We start from the raw sequence: 17,480 nt of genomic DNA on the forward strand, positions 1-17,480 counted from the left end.
GGCGAGGACTTTATAACTTTGAAACCTTAACTTGGAACTACTGACAAATGATCTGTTGGTACTGTTGTGAAGTGCCAGTGTTGACCAATTGATAGAGGTACAAGCCGCGGCAGTTGTAAACCTGGTTGTAACCAGATTGGTAGCTGCTGCTGTAGTAAACTGTGCTCGTAGAGCTACATTGAATCGTCATCGTTTGGCCGTAGTTATTGCCGTAGTAATAAGTTCCGTTACAAGTATTCGCGCCAGTTGCAGAGTTGCAAAGAGCTGTATTTGTCGTGTATTGACCTGTCGTCGTGCTATAGCATTGGCCGTTTTGCCAAACATAGCCAGTGTTCGTTGCTGAGCTGCCGTTGTCTTTAGAGCAGTTAGCAAGAAGCAAAGTCATTGAAGCCAATACCAAGGCTTTCGCGATTTTTACTAGATTCGTTTTCATATAAAATCCTCTCTCTTAAGTTCGTTTTCAAACTGTGTCTCACTCATGTACATACTCAAGAGACGTGCCATGGGTGCCAGGTGCCTTCTCGAATTAAACGCCAACGCGGCCGTTTCACTTTAAGACACGAACAAAAAAAGCCGTAAATGGGAATACACCTGTAGAGATCTGTGTAGATCTTTTTTCCACATTGCCTCAACAGTTGTAATTTAGATTGAAGGTCAAGAAATCCTGGAGACCTTTATATAGGTCAAATGTGGTCTCATTTTGATGCATCCGAGAAAAGACACATCAGTAATTTAATGACCCGATTCAGCCAGGTTATGACCTTGCTGGGGAAACGAAAATAACAGGTTTTTTAGATACGGTTTCTTCAAAATATTCCGATATTTATAGATAGATATGAAGCGCAACCAGGGTCTCTTTTTAATCGTTTTAGTGGGCGCAGGACTTTTCCTTTGGAGAGGTTTTGGCCATTCTGTTTCTTCTACTGAGGAAAGTGCTTCGTCATCTTTAAGCCGACAGAGTTCTAACGAAAATCATGGGGAAGCTTCACAATCTTCTTCAGCTCCTGAAGAAAGAGCGCAGACTGAAAGCTCGGCACCCAGTGCCGTGGCAAATGAACCGGTTTTATTTCAGGACAATCCCGCACGGGTGCGTATTTCCCCAAATAGAGGCGGGGCTGGAGCTGTTGCTTTTGTGGCACCGACTTCATTGGAGTCTCTTCGTGCTTCAAGCCTGTGGGCTGGGCAAGATTGGAAAGTCTGGAAGGGTGTTAGTGCCGTTCCTAAAGTTTCGTATCAAGGCAGTGAAGGCAAAGAGCTTGGAAGTGTCGGTTCTTTTGTAGTTGTCGAAAATTCGAACTCCGTTTCTGACGAAAATCATTTCTATTCGCAAGCGCCCTTGGCTGTTTTTAATCCGACACGAAATCGGACGGGAATTGTGACTGGCGATATCTCTGTGACCTTGCAGGATGCTGGTGATTTCGAGAGTTTTGTTTTGGATCATGACTTGAAAATAAAGGAAGTCTTTCCTCATCTTCGTCTTTACTATGTGGCAGCGGGAAAAGAACCGGTTGATTTGGTTGCATTGCTGACAAGTCTTAAGAACGATCCCAGAGTAGAAAAAGTTAACCTAGAGATTGTGACACAAAGCTATGCAAAGAAATAAGAAACTGCGTATTCTTATCGCTTTGTTTTCAATGTTCGCTGCAACCTCGGTGATGTTCACCAACTGTTCAGAGATGGGATTTGCCGTTCTGGCCAGCAATACTGGCGATCCGTTTTATAGTTATTCATGGCACCTCCAGAATACTGGACAGAAAGTTTTTGCTTCAAATGCGGGAACTTCCGGAGTCGACATGAATCTTCAACAAACCTGGGCGCAAGGTTATACAGGTAAGGGCGTTATCATCCAGGTTTCCGATACTGGAGTTGAAGACATCCATGAGGATCTTCATGGTAATTTTCTTTATGGTGGCGGATCGAAAGATTACACTTTGAGTTCTCCTTATCTTTCCAATGCCTCGGCACCGCGTTCAAGCAGTGACAATCATGGAACCTCGGTGGCGGGTCTTATTGCTGCTGTGGCTGATAATGGAGTTGGCTCGCGTGGGGTGGCTCCGAAAGCTTCGTTGACCAGCGCTAATATTATTTCCTCGGTCGTGACTCATACCAATTACTCGAAAATCTTAGATCAGGCCCAAGGTTCTTTTGATATTTCCAACATGAGCTGGGGAGCTGATCAAAACTATATCGATGACGACTATGGTGGCTATGCGAGTGCCTACGAAGCACAGCTAAAGTATGGTGTGACTAATCAGCGAAATGGCAAAGGTGCGATATACGTCAAAGCTGCGGGTAATGACTATCAGGTTCAATGCTATGGTTCAAGCAGCTCAATGTGCTTGGGCAACTCGAACTTTGATCGAGATGATGCCAATCCTTATCAAATTGTTGTTGCGGCTTTGGATTCCTCTGGAAGCTCTGCAAGTTATTCTTCTCCGGGGGCGAATCTATGGATTTCCTCTTACGGCGGAGAGCACGGAAGTGATTCACCGGCCATGTTTACGACCGATCGTTCGGGTTGTGGTAACGGAGAGTCCATAAGTTCAGCCAGCACTTCGGTTCTTTTCGAGAAGGGTCAAAAGGGCAATACCAGTTGCAATTACACAGCGACTTTTAATGGAACTTCCTCTGCAGCGCCGACTTTGGCTGGCGCGGTGGCCTTGATGCTGGAAGCGAAACCAAGCCTTACTTGGAGAGATGTTAAATACATTTTGGCGAAGACGGCTCGCTCGGGCACCGAGACGGGAAACTATACTCATCCATATCAGATCTCATTGCCGGTTGGATACAACTGGGAACAAAAATGGATTACCAATGGCGCGGGATTTAAGTTTCATAATTGGTACGGCTTTGGAGCTGTGAATGTCGATGCGGCTGTCGCGATGGCCAAGACCTATAGTTCTGCTTTGGGGACTTATCATGAAACAACTTGGTTTTCCTCAGGCACGGTGAATGCCGCGATTCCAGATTATACTGCCGCCGGAGCTTCGAATGCGATTGCCGTGGGTTCGGATAATGTGAAAATCGAAGCGGTCCGAATTAAACTGCAAGTGACCCACGCCGCTATTTCACAATTGGCTATAGAACTGACGTCGCCCTCGGGAGTTAAAAGTATTTTGGTCAATGCCGTCAATGCTTTGACGAATCAAGCCAACTATAGCGGAGGAGAAGTTTTATTAAGCAATGCCTTTTATGGTGAGAACTCGACAGGCACCTGGACGATTCGAGTCGTCGATGCACAGTCCGGAACGACGGGAACTTTGGTGAATTGGAGTATAAACTTTGTCGGTGGGCAGTAGGCTTGCTGAAGTGATGATGGTTTAGCAAAAAGTTAAAGACAATTGATTCAATCAAGACGAAAACGGAAAGGCGAAGCAGATAGTTTCGCTTTTTTTATTTGTGCTTAATATTTCTTATCTTTTTATCTTTTTATCTTTTTATCTTTTTATCTTTTTATCTTTTTATCTTTTTATCTTCTTATCTTCTTATCTTCTTATCTTCTTATCTTCTTATCTTCTTATCTATCTATCTTGGACTGAGATTGTGCAAAGACTGTGGAGGGTGCTGAAAAAGGAATCCGTTCCCAGTTTGAGACCTCCATTTGTTTTCAATAGTTCTCTTTTAAAGTAATAAAAAAGAGGAGAGTGTCATGAACAACGAAGTCAGAAAAGCACTAGTGATGGGTCTTTCAGTAGCAGCAGTTATGGCTGCTGGTTCGAAAGTTTTTGCACAGCAAGATAGCAGTCAGCATGAAGCCAAGCGGGCCGCTTTCGCAGAATGCGCAAATGAAGTCGGCTTGCCGAAGCCGGAAGCAGGCCAACGACCTCAAGCACCGGATGAAGAGCAGCGTACAAAAATGGACGCCTGTCTGAAAGCAAAAGGATTCGAACCGCCAACCAGATTCGGTGGCGGCAACGGAGACGGAAGACACCACGGCCCACCACCAGAAGAGTCGCAGAACAGCGGCATTCAATAGATATAAGTTTTCAGGAATGCCAAAAGACCCCGGTTGATGACCGGGGTCTTTTTTTGCTGATAAAGCCAAAGCTTAGAATTCTGAATTTCACCAAGCACCCACCGCCACCGCGGCGGTGAATCTATGAATCTATGAATCTATGAATCTATGAATCTATGAATCTATGAATCTATGAATCTATGAATCTATGAATCTATGAATCTATGAATCTATGAATCTATGAATCTATGAATCCGCGATGCTGAGGCGCATGATATTTTACTGCCACAGTGGCGGAGGAAGTATTTATTTTAAATAGTCATTTTAATTGTTGACGCTTTTTTTGGTCGTTTATTTTTTGTTGTGAGCAGCGATCGTAGCGGCCTGATTCATTTTAAATGTTTTTCGATATGATCGCTTCGTAAAGAAGGACGAACGCTTTATGCGAATTGATTTTCAGGGCATCTCTAGCGGGGAGTATTTTGCAAAATAAAAGTCGTGTTATATTGGCGCTCACTGGTGAGGTGAAAAATGAATCTTCGAAATTTAAATCAAACAGAGCTGGATCAACGCATGAAAACTTTGGCGCAGCGGGAGCGAGACGTCCTTTGCGAGATACTTCTGACGATTAAAGAAATTGATGGTCGACGGATGTATTTGGAATTGGGTTTCCCCAGCTTGTTTGATTACCTGACTAAATCTGTCGGTTATAGCGAGGGCAGCGCGCAAAGACGTATCGATGCGGCTCGTCTCTTACAAGAAGTGCCTGAAATGGCGCCAAAGATTCAATCTGGTGAAATTAAGTTGAGTCAAGTTTCATTGGTTCAAAAGGCAGCTCGTGAGGTCGTTCGAACTCAATCTGTTAAAGTCAACCCTAACGACAAGATGATGTTACTCAAACAAATATCCAGTTTAAATCGTTCTGAAAGTGAACTTCAGGTGGCTTCTTTTTTTGATTTACCCGTACGCCAAAATAGTCATACAAGGGTTCAGGCTGACGAGAGTGTTCGAGTTGAGTTGACTCTTTCAAGAGAACTTCATGATAAGATTAAACAGGCGCAAGAACTTTTGTCGCATTCATTGCCTTCCGGTGATTTGGTAGCATTTCTAGAATTCGTCAGTGACAAAGTTATTAAACAAAAAACAGCAGTTAGAGGAAAATCTCAAGTAACCAATTGTGATAGAGCAGCGGGTGAGAATCTTCAGGCGAGCTCTACCGCCACGGTGGCGGTGAGATCCACAATATATAAGCATGTTTTGCAAAAACAAAAGTGTTGTCAGTTCAAGGATGCCTCTGGAAAACAATGCGGCAGTCGGTGGCATTTGCAGATCGATCATGTTCAGCCACGGTGGGCAGGTGGCGGAAATGAAGTTGAGAATCTTCAGGTGCTTTGTGCGCAACATAATCGTTTGAAGTACAGAAAGGAATCTGGGCTTCGAGTCGGATGATTCCAGATGCGATGGCACACCATTCGAGTCTCGATTGAGGGTGCTGAGAAAAAATTAGCTGAGAAGAGAGAAGGAAAACAGAAGAAAGAAGAAGAAAGAAGAAAGAAGAAGAAAGAAGAAAGAAGAAGAAAGAAGAAGAAGAGAAGAGAAGAGAAGAGAAGAGAAGAGAAGAGAAGAGAAGAGAAGAGAAGAGAAGAGAAGAGGCCCTGTTGATAGGTGTGGTGTTTTTAAGCAGAGCAAAAAAATGAGAGCCTTGTGAGCTCTCATTTTTTTTGAATCTTTATTGAAATTTGATTTTTATCGTCCAGTGGCATTGATTGTGGTCGTAGTGCTGGGGACGGGAATTGAAGGTACGACGGAGGTTCCGTAAGTGGAGTAGGAGGTGAGGCCCCCAGTTGGGTAAGTCGTATAGCCACTTGAGGTAAGACTGCCTGTCGAGGTGCTGCCGATATAATTGGTCGTTGAGCCATATCCCGATTGGATCGCTTGCATTTTGTACATCAGGCTGTACATTTCATTCTGCAGTGATGACAAAGATTGATAGCGTTGCATTTGTTGTTGTTGATACTGCTGGTAATATTGCATTTGCATTTGGAGTGCTTGTTGTTGGTATTGCAACATTGAGGTATCACCCATCGTTGAGCCGTAGCCCATTAATGAGCCGGTCATACTTCCGGTCATCATTCCGGAGTTCAACATACCGCCCATCGCGCCTCCCATCATTCCATTCATCATACTTCCGGTCATAGTTCCCATCATATTGCCGTAGCCCCCCATGGACCCCATCATCATACCGGAATTCATAAGTCCACCCATCATTCCACCGAGGGCTCCTCCCATCACAGAACCATTCATCATGTTTCCGTAACCCATCATCGATCCAGAGTTCATCATGCCGCCCATGATTCCACCCATCATATTTCCGTATCCCATCATGTTCCCATAGCCCATCATCGAGCCGGAATTCATCATTGCACCCATACCTATGTTGCCGTACATGCCCATGCCACCAAGGGCATTCATCCCGTTCATTCCCCAAGGGCCCATGCCTGCATTGTAAATCCCGCCACCCATCGTATTCTGTCCCATCATTCCAGACGGATAGCCAAAGGCTCCTCCAACTCCGCTCGAACCTCCTCCACAGCCAAAGCCACCTTGACCAGTGCCACCACCGAGAGCGCCATACAAACTTTGCGCGATATAAGGCATGCCGTATCCCCAAGCGGGGTACGATTGAGTGGGGTAGCCCAACTCTGCGTTGGACTCTGCCGTCATTTTATTTTGTTGATAGCCCATGTATGTCGCAAGAATTCCAGTCATTCCGTTGGCTGCTACATTGGCCCAATCTGTTTGTGGCTTTTGATAAGTGTAGCCATTGCCCGAAGTGATACATTCAACACAAACTCCACCTTCTGTATCCGTACTTGGTGTGTTCAGGCCATCACGTTTCGCTTGCAAGGCATCCTCTTTGGCATCCTTCAGGCGATCCTTTTCGTTTAATATAGAACGATCAAGGGCCGCAATTTCGCGGGTGAGCTTATCTCTTTGTATTTTCTGTTTGCGATAATCAGAAAGAGCTCTTTTGCAGTCTTCAACAGTGTGAGTTCCTTTGTCTTCCGCGCGATACTTGCGCACGGAGCAGACTGAACCGGAAACGGACCCGGATTTATTGCGATCACAGGCTTGCGCCCATTCTGCGACAGCAAAGGGTTCCGAAGATTCAGTGCCGGGAGCTTGCACAGCAGTGCCGCCTTCTTCGCCAGAAGCAATGGTGTCCTCAGCGGTGCCGATCCCTTTGTACTCTAAGCAGCTTCGGCCCGCATCAATATGCGAGATCACAAACTCACTGTGCTCCGAGGAAAGAACGTCATTGATAGTCGCCAAAGAGTCACGAATTTCACGTTTCTCAAGACGACTTTTCTCGTTGGTTTTTTGCTTCTTTTGCTTCTGAAGTTCCTGAATGGCTTGTTGAATCTCTTTAGTCTCATCGTCCTGGCTTTGGGCGCCAGCGCCGGCGGTTCTTTGGTAAGAACATCCTTGGGTGCCTCCATACATTCCGGTACCCCACATGGAAGATTGTTGGGCCAGTGCCGGAAAGGTGGTTAGTGTGACTAAGGATAAAAGTATTTTGCTAAGCATAGAACCCGCCTTTGATAGCCAAAATATTAGCGGGGAACTATTTAAAACTTGTGGAGTGGGACCATCTTCAAGACTCGGTATCAAAGTGGAACGAAAAAGTAAGGACCGCCACTTTTATGGCGGCCCCTGAAGACTTATGGAGTCGGTGTTGGTGTAGGAGTTGCTGGCGGCAATTTTGCGCACATAGCTCTCAGCATTTCCTCGTTTTTCATTTTCTTGAGATCCATCATGCATTTCCAAGCTGGTTCTCTTTGTTCTGGTTTTAAGATGTCATAGAAGATCTTAATAGAAAGCATGCCCATGGCATCGCCCAGATTGTTCATTGCAGTTTTAGCTGCAGTCAATGCAGCGGTCCCTTCATCTTTTGTTGAGTCTTTGCTCATGAAAGTATGGCGAACATCCAGCCAGGCATTTTTCACTTCAGCGCTGAGGGTGTTTTTTTGTTTGGCGAACTCAAAGTAAGCCTGCTTCATTGAGGCCTTCTGAGTATCATCAAGCATCACAGCAGTGCAAGACGCTGGCATTGCAAGTGGGTTGAACAAATTCTGCTCAACCATTGAGACCACCATTTTGCCTTGATCGTCCTGAGTCTCATCAACGGGTGTTGCGGCATGAGCCGGTAGCGCCAGGGCTGCTGTTGTTAGCAAACTGCATACGTAAAACTTCATCTTATTTCCTCCTTGTGGATTTGTGTGAGCAGATTTTGCAGCTACTGGAGAGGAAATGGGAATATGTAAAGAAGTGAAGTGTTAAAAGGAACGATTGTCCCTCGAGTCACTGTTGCTTAACTTTGATTTTCAAAAGTATTACGGACTTTTGTGTGTGTTTTCTTCGGCGCATCCGTTTCGAAAAGCGCGTTGATGTTTTTACATTAGTTCCTAAGTTGGAAAAGGGAAAAATTCCCAGACAAAAAAAAGGAGGGGAGACCCTCCTTTTTCAAATCATTATGATCTATGGCTGCGAATCATCCACGCCGCTTTTTCGTGGAAGGTGATAAGGTCTTCGTACAAAGTCACTGCGCTGACTTCGCCGGCCTCCTCAGCTTCCTCCAAACGCTCTTTGCAAACCTTTGCCACATTGGTGTGGTCTTGAGTCAATGTCTCAATCATTTGATTCGCGTTGAGTTTATCAGCAGGAGCCTCTTGAATAGTCGAAAACGTTTTGAATTCTGCAAAGCTTCCTGGCGCGCGAGTTTTTAGTGCACGTAGAACTTCTGCAGAAGAGTCGACAAACTCAGAAATCTGGTTGTATTGTTCTTCAAAAAGCTTATGAAGAGAAAAGAACAAGGGACCTTCGACATTCCAATGAAAGTTTTGAGTTTTAAGCTGCAGAATGTACTCTTCTGACAAGGTCTTCTTAAGTGATTCAGTGACATTGTTCATGGTGTTCCTCCCATAAATGACGGCTAAAATGATGACTTCTAAACAACAATAGAATAGGCCGAATTTCTCTTAAAGAACAGTCGTCTTTTTCTATGCTATATATAGATTAAATCTATATCGTTCGTGGGTCGCTATAATCGCTACAATACAGGATTTATGGTTTTCTGGTGAGCTGACTTCTTTAGACTCAGTCCCTCAGGAAGATTCTTTTGTATTTCCTCAATGAAAGCCTTCATCAGTGCTTTACGCTGGAAGTGAGGGCCGTGCAGCAAGCTGACTTCTCGAGTTGGGATTGTGCTGGAGAAAGACTTGAGACGTTTCTTGTCTTTGACATCCTGGGCGGCCAGCAAGGGCAGAAGGGTGAAGCCGCTGCCTTGATCGACAAGTTTTTTTAGTGTTTCAAGACTGCCACTTTCAAATGAAAAACTTTTGTCGGATGAATAGGTCTCTTTTTTTCGACAAAGCGCCAGACTTTGTTCTCGGAAGCAATGTCCTTCATTTAATAGAAGCACATCATTTTGGGACAGGTCCTTTTCATCAATGCTTTTCTTATCCGCCAAAGGATGTGTCTTGGAGGCGTAGACCAGGAAAGGCTCATAGAATAGGGGATGGACCGCGATGTTGATATCATCAATTGGACTCACCGCAAGTCCCAAATCCAAGGAGTTGTTGCGAATCTTCTCCAAGAGGGTCTGAGTCTCCAGTTCCTCGATGCGAATTTGCAGCCGTGGATGAGCCTGCAAAATTTTCTTCAAAAACAATGGCAATAGATAAGGGGCTAGCGTAGGAATAATTCCCAGGCGAACTTCGCCAGTCAGATCACCTTTGTTTTCACTGACGAGCTCTTTCAGACGATCTGCATCTTGAATCACCAGGCGTGCTTGCTTTAAGATAATTTGTCCAAGGGCCGTTGGACGGGTGGGCTGCTTGGTGCGATCAAAAAGAATCACTCCCAGAGTTTCTTCCAACTTCTGGATCTGCATGCTCAGAGTGGGCTGAGTGACATGACATTGTCGGGCGGCTTGGCTAAAGCTGCCTGTGTCGGCGACGGCAAGGATATATTCGAGCTGAGTGAGTGTCATAATACAATATTGCCGTTGGCTAAAAATGCTTGCAAGCTTAATTGTGGATTCACGATTAGACACATATCAAAATGCTTTGCTGAAAAAATCTTTGCCGCTCTCTGAAAGAGTGGTTGAAGCATATTATGCTTATCCTCGACATCTCTTTCTAACCGAATACAGTCATGAAGAAGCGTATGAGGATGATCCACTTTCAATTTTTGAAAAACCACCCTTTGTGTCAGCAGCTTCTCAGCCGAGTTTAGTTTTGAGAATTCTTGATTTAATGGAGTTCGCCGAAGGACAACGGGTCTTTGAGCTGGGCTCGGGAAGTGGTTGGAATGCCGCCTTGATTTCTTATTTGATTGGGAAATCTGGTCAATTGATTACAACCGAAATTATCCCCGAAGTTGCCCAGCGGGCACAGAAGATTCTGCGAGAACGGCATGTTACCAACGTCAAAGTTTTGAATGTGGATGGATTTGATGGCTTGAGTGCCGAGGGGCCTTTTGATCGTATCATTCTTACGGCGGGCTCGACGGAGTTTCCACTGAAGCTTTTTAATTCCTTAAACGAAGGCGGTCTGATGGCCTTTGTGCACAAAAGAGTAGGTTTCGGTGATTTCCTTGAGTTGATAAAGAAACATGATCACAAACCAGAGGTGAAGATCTCAATTCCATGTAATTTTGAGTCAGTGGTTCGTGACAATGGAATAGCTAAAAATAAAGAATCCCGCCTGCAAGACGGGACTCTTTAAGTTGAACAGGGCTCGGGAGATTGCACATTCAGTGCGGACTTTTATCCCAGGGTTTCTCTTCGGGTTCTGGTGAACCTTTGGGGCTCAGTTCCAGCACTCGTTCCTTCTTTTCCTTTAAGGGCTCCGCTTTAGCTTCCTTAGGCTCATCATAAAGATGAAATCGCTCAGCCATCTCTTGAACATGTTCACTGGCTTCCTCAATTTTCATCCCAACTTTTCGCTCTAATAGTTCGGCCAATGAAAATGGTTCGCCCTTGGTTTTTTCAATTTCATGCTCTGTGAGCTCATGCCATTTGGACATGAGCTCTCGCTTTAGATCTCGCCATCCATTGCCGGGTAAATTTGTCATAATAACTCCTATCTAGGAGAAAGGGGTTCGACGATGATATCGATACGTCTGTTTTTGGCGCGACCGGAAGCTGTTTTATTGTCACTCACCGGTTTTGCAGAACCGACACCCACTGATTCGACATTGTCCAGTGTTACGGCTCCGTTGGCGACCAGATAGTCTTGAACGGATTTGGCTCTTTGCTCTGACAAGGTCATGTTTCTATTTGGATTTCCAGTGGAGTCCGTGTGTCCTTGTACGATCACTTTGGCCGGTCCGACTTGTTCAATCGCTTCATTCACTTTCTTCATCATCGCCTGATTCTTAGGGCCTAGAGTGGCTTGATTAGGAGGAAATTGAATTGCTTTCAAGCGTACCATCACGCGACCGTTTTGAGTGAATACCTCCGCCTCATTGGGTTTAAACTGACGGCGGATGGAAGCTGCTTGAGTTACCAGGGCTTGACTGCGAGCGAGCTCTTGTTGTTGGCGAGCCATTTCGTTCAGTTCACTTTCAGCGGCATTATTTTCTTTTTTAAGATTTACGATTGCGCGCTGTTGACGTTCCGCCTGTAAGACCAATTCTTCTGTGTTTCCAGCTTTGACCTTACTGGTTACTTCAAGTAAGTGCATAGATTCACGTGTTGCATCTGCGGCCGCTTGATTGATGACTTCCGTATTGCGCGGATTCGCATCAATTATTTTTCTGGCGTTATCATATCTCATGGTCGCAGCGTTGTAAGTTCTAGGAGCGATCTTCTCGGCTTTGTCTTTTTCCGCGAATTTTATATTCTCATCAGCGCGGCCAAGCACTGCCTTGGCAACGGCATCTCGTTCTAGTTTGCGGTATTCCGCAACGATATCAGCCCCTTTTTTGTCGACAGTTTTAAGGCTTCCTTTTTCGAGGGCTTTGGTAGCAGCTTCAAGTTGCTTTCCTGTTTTGGCCCACTCTTTCGGCAACAGCTCATTGGCGCGGGCATTCAAAGCACCACGACGAGCATCTTCGATTTCTGGCATTTGCATGGTTGCCAGTTGCGATTTATTCACGCCATCTCTCAACCAGCTTTGGGCATAAGCCAGTTGCTCCAGAACGTCTTCAGAGCTTTTCCCTGCTTCTTTTTTGCTAATAGCTTTTTTAAGAGCATCTTCCGCCTTGTTGAAGTTTGTAGGAGACAGAACATCTATTTGACGTTCCCGCGCTTCATTGATCATGGCCTGGGTTCGTTGAATTTCTGTCGCGGGGTTGGCCGTGGAGGAAATCGGAGTCACGGTGGGTGGAGTGCTGGCGCATCCGATAAATCCGGTGGCGAAGGCCAACACTAGGATGGCAGGTATTTGTCGAGAGAACATGAATTCCTCCTTGAAGTTGCGATTTTTAGATCTGCTTCAAAGCTAATCCGCCAAAAAGGGGAGGTAAAAGAAATTCAAAGAGACTCAGGATTTGTATGCATAAGAACAGCGATCTAAAATCCCGGACCGTCTAACGGCTGGGCGGAACTGTTGCTGCTTTGAAATTATCGATGAACCTAGTGAAGAAAGACAAAACTGAAGATGGAATAAAGACCGGCAAGAATGAGAATAACACCGGCGATCTTTTGGTGTTTCATAGGTGTCGTTTGAATTGTCTGACGAATCATGGAAGGAAGGACACTAAGGGCGGGCAGGCTGCCCAGCCAGAAAAGTGTCATGACCATCACGCCACCCCAGATGCTTTTTGTTGCAATAGCCGCGGTGACGTAAGTGTAAAGCCAACCGCAAGGAAGAAGTGCGGTTAAAAGACCCACAACAAATCCTGATTGCTTCAAGTGAAAGACCTGCAACTTGCGTAAGGACCGCATTAACGGATGCCCTTCCAAAGAGGGAATAAGTCGAACGAGAAAATCAGGGGCAATCCAGCGAACTCCCATGAAAATAAGGACAACAGCAAACAGCAAAGCTGATATCCAGCGCAAATGAACGAAGTTGCTGTTTAAGAAGAACTGCCCTAAGGATCCAGCGAGGACCCCCAATAAGTTGTATGAAACAAAACGACCGAGGTGATAGGGCAAAAGATTTTTACGCTGGCCCATCAAGGTTGCGATGGGCCCACACATTCCGGCGCAATGCCAACTTCCAAAGAAGCTTGATGCTAAAATTCCCGCTGCTAAGAAGATTGCCGAGTTCACGGGTTCTTCGGTCCAACCAGGATCAACTCTTTTTCAGTTTTGAAAGAACTCTTCAAATCTTCCAGGATGATGCGAGTTTTTAGTTGTCCTGAGTTTTGTTGCATGAGCAAAGGGCTGACGCGAATAAAGAAATACCATTCATGGCTTTCATCCTGGCGAAGCGTGAGTGGGTTCTCACCGACAGTCAGCTGCACACCTTTTGCGAGAAGGTCTGGAGGGAGTTCCAAACGATAGAGGGCGTCGGCGGTGCCTTGATTTTGAATATGTATTTTAAATTGATTGAGAATAACCTCTTCGCCTTGTTCGTTCTTAACATAAGAGTAGGGAAGTCCCTGGCCCCGCAAAATCGCAATATGGACCGGCTCGCGTGACGAAATAGCGTAAGTGAGTCCGGCTGCAAGAACTATTAGAGCGGCCATATAAATCATAGAGCGAGGACGGAAGAGTGAAATTTTTGAAAAATCGAGGGTGTCATAACGAATGAGACCTTTAGGTTTTTTGACCTTTTCCATGATCTCATCGCAGGCATCGGCACAGGCTGTACAAGCGATACATTCCATTTGTAAGCCATTGCGGATATCAATCCCCGTAGGACAGACTTGAACACAACGATTGCAGGCAACACAGTCGCCCTGCTGTTCCTTTGGAACATTGGGTGCCTTGCGGGGTTCACCGCGTTTGACATCATAGACGATGGCCAAAGATTTTTGGTCTAAGAGAAGAGATTGAATCCGACCATATGGGCACATGATCACGCAGAATTGTTCGCGGAACCAAGCAAAATCAAAAAGGATCAAACCTGTGAAGGCCGATACCAGAATGAAGTAAGTCAGATTCTCGTCGGGAGGATTTTGAATCATCTGAATCAAATTTTTGGCGCCGACGAAATACGCCATGAAACTATGGGCAATCAAAGAAGATACGACCACGAACAGGAACCACTTTGAACCAGACTTCAAAAACTTTTCCATAGTCATGGGGCTGGCTTGCAACTGACGGCGCTTTAGATAAGGGCCCTCAGTCCAAAGTTCGATACGGCGGTAGATGGCATCAATGAATACCGTTTGTGGGCAGGCCCAGCCACACCATACACGCCCCCAAATGGAAGTGACAAAAGCCAGTCCCAAAGTGACGAAGGCCAGAATAAAGAATATCAACGGGGCATCATGAGATTTGAACAACATCCCAAACAAGGCAAATTCTCGATCTGGGATATTGAGCAGGATTGTTTGTCTACCTTGGATGGTTGTCCAAGGTAGACCCAAAAAGATCACTAGTAAGACTAACTGAGTCCAGGTCCGATGCTTGCGGTAAAAGCCGCGAACTTCAGCGGGAATGATACCAAGGCGATCACCATGTTCATCAACGGATGTTAGCTTACCAGAATCTAAATCGCTCATGGCACTTCTTCTCCTTGTGGAGCTTTGGCACCAGGGGGATTGCTGCCTTTTTTGCTGAGGATGAATGCAGTCACTGCATAGATCTCCTCTTTTTTCATAACCGGTCCCCATGGCGGCATACCTTTGTCAGCAACGCCCTCGCGAATAACTTTTACGATATCCAGGCGGTTGCCGCGACCGTGAATCCAGAACTTATCCGTCAAATTAGGACCAATTTGACCTTGGAGCTGTTGTCCGTGGCAGGCAGCGCACTTCGCTTGGAAAGTTGAGGCTCCCAAAGCAACAACTCCGTCCTTACCGAAGGCCTCAGTCAGAGACTCTTCTGTTTCCACCGGACTTGCCGCGACACTTGCAGCTTGTTCTTTTTCAAGCTGAGTCATGGCCACTTTCAATTCCTGGGTCAGTGTTGGACCGCCGGCGAATTGGTAGTGAATGAAATAGAGGAACGCGAAGATAATAGTGAGGAAGAAGGTCCACAACCACCAAGTCGGCAAGGGATTGTCATGCTCGATGATGCCATCATATTCGTGAAATTTTTCTTTAGAGTCGCTCATGAGCTAATTCTCCGTCGTTGAGGGGCATGTTTTCCATTTGTTTGTATAACACTTTTCTGTCTTTATGGTTCACCCAAAGAATCATGCCTATAAAAAACAGAAAGAAGATAATCAACCCGAGGGCTGTCAAATAAGTGTCGGTGAAGGCCGCCAATCCAAGTTGTTTCATTACTGTTTTCCTTTCTGTCCTAGTGACTGAAGGTAAGCAATCAAAGCAATAATCTGTTTTTTCTCCAGACCACGAGGAGCGCCGTTCTTTTCAAGATCTTCGGCAATTTCCTTGGCTTGTTTTTGCGCATGAATGTCTGCATTGGCAATGACATCTTCTTCATACGGAACACCCAGGTATTTCATGACAGAAAGTTTCTTTCTCAGAACTAAAAAGTCTGTGTCTTTTTCTGCCAACCATGGATAGTTCGGCATAATGCTCTTTGGAGTGATAGAGCGAGGATCCATCATATGGCTAAAGTGCCAAAGATTTGGATATTTTTTGCCGACGCGAGCAAGGTCAGGTCCAGTGCGCTTAGAACCCCATTGGAAAGGGTGATCGTACATCGACTCTTCAAGCGTTGACGCTTTTCCGTAGCGTAAAACCTCTGAAACAATCGGACGGATTTGCTGAGAATGGCAAAGATAACAGCCTTCTTTGACGTAAAGATCGCGACCAGCCAGTTCCAGCGGAGTGTAAGGCTCGATGATGTTGGCAGGAGTGATGTATTTGTGAAGAGAAAGAGTTGGGTAGATCTCGATCACTGAACCCACGGCAATAGCCAAGAAAGATAGAACTGAGAATGTCAGACCCATTCCCTCTAGTTTTCTGTGAGTGGCTTTGGTGATTTCATTGTAGCCAGAGCGAGAAACCTCTTGAGCCTCTGGAGCCGTTTGTGGCGGAGCCATTTTGATTGTTTTAAAGATGTTGTAACACATCATCAAGAAACCAACGATGTACAGAGTTCCGCCGAGCGCGCGCACCCAATACAACGGCACAATACGCACTACAGTTTCGATGAAGTCTGGGTAAACCAATGTTCCATCTTTAGCAACTGCTCTCCACATCAAGCCTTGTGTGATTCCGGCAGTAACCATTGAGATGTAATAAAGAAGGACGCCTGTCAGACCAATCCAGAAATGATTCTCCAACAGTTTCTTGGAATACAATTCAGTTTTCCAAAGACGTGGCACGAGATAGTAAATCATCCCGAAGACCAAGAATCCATTCCAGCCCAAAGTTCCGGAATGCACGTGACCGACAATCCAGTCTGTATAGTGACCCAAAGCGGAAACAGATTTGATTGAAAGCAAAGGTCCTTCGAATGTCGACATTCCATAGAATGTTAAGGCTGCGACAAAGAATTTAATCAGCGGCTCCGTACGCAACAAATGCCAAGAGCCTTTCAAGGTCAAAAGACCGTTGATCATACCACCCCAAGAAGGCGCCCAAAGCATGATCGAGAAAATCATTCCCAATGTTTGCGCCCATTCAGGAAGGGAAGTGTAAAGCAAGTGATGGGGGCCAGCCCAGATGTAGATGAATACCAAGGCCCAGAAGTGGACAATCGATAAACGGTAAGAGTAAACCGGGCGATTCGCCGCTTTTGGGACATAGTAATACATCAAGCCCAAGAACGGAGTGGTGAGGAAGAACGCCACTGCATTATGGCCATACCACCATTGTACCATGGCATCTTGGATGCCGGCATACACAGGGTAAGAGTTCATCATGCCCACAGGAATTTCGATTGAGTTCACAATATGCAAAACAGCAATCGTAATGATTGTCGCAATATAGAACCAAATAGCCACATACATATGCTTTTCACGGCGTCTGCGGATGGTCATGAAGAAGTTGATCGCAAAAACCACCCAAATAACCGCGATGGCAATATCGATTGGCCATTCTAGCTCTGCGTATTCTTTAGATTGGGAGTAACCCAGTGGCAAAGTGATGGCAGCGGCAACAATGATAAGCTGCCAGCCCCAGAAGTGGATCTTGGATAGCAGATCCGAAAACATGCGGGTTTTCAAAAGTCTTTGTGATGAATGATAAATTCCGGCAAAGATCGCATTTCCACCAAAGGCAAAAATAGCAGCATTGGTATGCAAGGGACGCAGACGTCCAAAGGTGATCCATTCCAAATTGGCATTCATTGGCCAATAGGCAAGTTGAAGTGCTGCAATCAATCCGAATACAAAGGCGGCGAGGGCCCAGATCATCGTTGCAAGAGTGAATTTTTTAACAATATCGTCATCGTAGAATATTCTTTCGATGACATTCCCTGAAGTATTCACGG

General features: G+C 45.6%; 18 protein-coding genes. 6 read left to right on the forward strand and 12 right to left on the reverse strand.

The features are described from left to right. Positions 1–37: 37 nt before the first annotated feature. Positions 38–433 carry a hypothetical protein gene (locus tag NWE73_RS06470; protein WP_277577477.1) on the reverse strand — a complete coding sequence of 132 codons (396 nt, stop codon included), beginning with the start codon at positions 431–433 and terminating at the stop codon, positions 38–40. Positions 434–835: 402 nt separating this feature from the next. On the opposite strand from NWE73_RS06470, the gene NWE73_RS06475 reads away from it, so the two are divergent. From NWE73_RS06475 to NWE73_RS06495, 5 genes are all read left to right on the forward strand, one after another. Beyond that, the gene (locus NWE73_RS06475; RefSeq protein WP_277577478.1) at positions 836–1,603 is read left to right on the forward strand and encodes a hypothetical protein; all 768 of its coding nucleotides are present in this window, start codon (positions 836–838) and stop codon (positions 1,601–1,603) included. Then, complete coding sequence (locus NWE73_RS06480; protein WP_277577479.1) at positions 1,590–3,299, forward strand: S8 family serine peptidase; 1,710 nt, start codon at positions 1,590–1,592, stop codon at positions 3,297–3,299. The genes NWE73_RS06475 and NWE73_RS06480 overlap by 14 nt, the downstream gene beginning before the upstream one ends. Positions 3,300–3,649: 350 nt before the next feature. Then, positions 3,650–3,976 carry a hypothetical protein gene (locus NWE73_RS06485; RefSeq protein WP_277577480.1) on the forward strand — a complete coding sequence of 109 codons (327 nt, stop codon included), beginning with the start codon at positions 3,650–3,652 and terminating at the stop codon, positions 3,974–3,976. A 510-nt stretch (positions 3,977–4,486) separates the two neighbouring features. Continuing rightward, positions 4,487–5,404: an HNH endonuclease gene (locus NWE73_RS06490; protein WP_277577481.1), complete on the forward strand. Its 918-nt coding sequence runs from the start codon at positions 4,487–4,489 to the stop codon at positions 5,402–5,404. A gap of 6 nt (positions 5,405–5,410) precedes the next feature. Then, positions 5,411–5,617 (forward strand): hypothetical protein, encoded by a 207-nt coding sequence (locus NWE73_RS06495; RefSeq protein WP_277577482.1) that lies wholly within the window; start codon positions 5,411–5,413, stop codon positions 5,615–5,617. 84 nt (positions 5,618–5,701) lie between these two features. Here NWE73_RS06495 and NWE73_RS06500 read toward each other — a convergent pair whose 3' ends face one another. The 4 genes from NWE73_RS06500 to NWE73_RS06515 all read right to left on the reverse strand — a co-directional run bounded on the left by NWE73_RS06500 (position 5,702) and on the right by NWE73_RS06515 (position 10,007). Then, positions 5,702–7,543: a hypothetical protein gene (locus NWE73_RS06500; protein WP_277577483.1), complete on the reverse strand. Its 1,842-nt coding sequence runs from the start codon at positions 7,541–7,543 to the stop codon at positions 5,702–5,704. A 134-nt stretch (positions 7,544–7,677) separates the two neighbouring features. Further along, on the reverse strand, positions 7,678–8,211 hold the full coding sequence (locus NWE73_RS06505) for a hypothetical protein (protein ID WP_277577484.1): 534 nt from the start codon (positions 8,209–8,211) through the stop codon (positions 7,678–7,680). Between the two features lie 276 nt (positions 8,212–8,487). Beyond that, a complete protein-coding gene (locus tag NWE73_RS06510; RefSeq protein WP_277577485.1) occupies positions 8,488–8,925 on the reverse strand; it encodes a Dps family protein in 438 nt (145 codons plus the stop codon). Positions 8,926–9,065: 140 nt separating this feature from the next. Beyond that, positions 9,066–10,007: a hydrogen peroxide-inducible genes activator gene (locus NWE73_RS06515; protein WP_277577486.1), complete on the reverse strand. Its 942-nt coding sequence runs from the start codon at positions 10,005–10,007 to the stop codon at positions 9,066–9,068. Between the two features lie 43 nt (positions 10,008–10,050). Here NWE73_RS06515 and NWE73_RS06520 point away from each other — a divergent pair, with 43 nt between their 5' ends. Continuing rightward, positions 10,051–10,743 (forward strand): protein-L-isoaspartate O-methyltransferase family protein, encoded by a 693-nt coding sequence (locus NWE73_RS06520; RefSeq protein WP_277577487.1) that lies wholly within the window; start codon positions 10,051–10,053, stop codon positions 10,741–10,743. 28 nt (positions 10,744–10,771) lie between these two features. Here the strand turns inward: NWE73_RS06520 and NWE73_RS06525 are convergent, their stop codons facing one another. The 7 genes from NWE73_RS06525 to ccoN all read right to left on the reverse strand — a co-directional run bounded on the left by NWE73_RS06525 (position 10,772) and on the right by ccoN (position 17,478). Further along, positions 10,772–11,092, reverse strand: a complete 321-nt coding sequence (locus NWE73_RS06525; protein ID WP_277577488.1) for a transcriptional regulator — start codon at positions 11,090–11,092, stop codon at positions 10,772–10,774. An 8-nt stretch (positions 11,093–11,100) separates the two neighbouring features. Further along, complete coding sequence (locus NWE73_RS06530) at positions 11,101–12,420, reverse strand: OmpA family protein (protein ID WP_277577489.1); 1,320 nt, start codon at positions 12,418–12,420, stop codon at positions 11,101–11,103. A 176-nt stretch (positions 12,421–12,596) separates the two neighbouring features. Continuing rightward, complete coding sequence (locus NWE73_RS06535; protein WP_277577490.1) at positions 12,597–13,235, reverse strand: sulfite exporter TauE/SafE family protein; 639 nt, start codon at positions 13,233–13,235, stop codon at positions 12,597–12,599. Beyond that, entirely contained in the window at positions 13,232–14,635 is a 1,404-nt protein-coding gene (gene ccoG, locus NWE73_RS06540) for a cytochrome c oxidase accessory protein CcoG (protein WP_277577491.1), read from the reverse strand. The genes NWE73_RS06535 and ccoG overlap by 4 nt, the downstream gene beginning before the upstream one ends. After that, complete coding sequence (locus tag NWE73_RS06545; RefSeq protein ID WP_277577492.1) at positions 14,632–15,189, reverse strand: cbb3-type cytochrome c oxidase N-terminal domain-containing protein; 558 nt, start codon at positions 15,187–15,189, stop codon at positions 14,632–14,634. The genes ccoG and NWE73_RS06545 overlap by 4 nt, the downstream gene beginning before the upstream one ends. Next, on the reverse strand, positions 15,176–15,358 hold the full coding sequence (locus NWE73_RS06550) for a cbb3-type cytochrome oxidase subunit 3 (protein WP_277577493.1): 183 nt from the start codon (positions 15,356–15,358) through the stop codon (positions 15,176–15,178). Before NWE73_RS06550 ends, NWE73_RS06545 begins: the two co-directional genes overlap by 14 nt. Then, a complete protein-coding gene (gene ccoN / locus NWE73_RS06555) occupies positions 15,358–17,478 on the reverse strand; it encodes a cytochrome-c oxidase, cbb3-type subunit I (RefSeq protein ID WP_277577494.1) in 2,121 nt (706 codons plus the stop codon). The genes NWE73_RS06550 and ccoN overlap by 1 nt, the downstream gene beginning before the upstream one ends. Positions 17,479–17,480 lie beyond the last annotated feature (2 nt).

Source organism: Bdellovibrio svalbardensis, assembly GCF_029531655.1.
Taxonomy (GTDB): Bacteria; Bdellovibrionota; Bdellovibrionia; order Bdellovibrionales; family Bdellovibrionaceae; genus Bdellovibrio; species Bdellovibrio svalbardensis.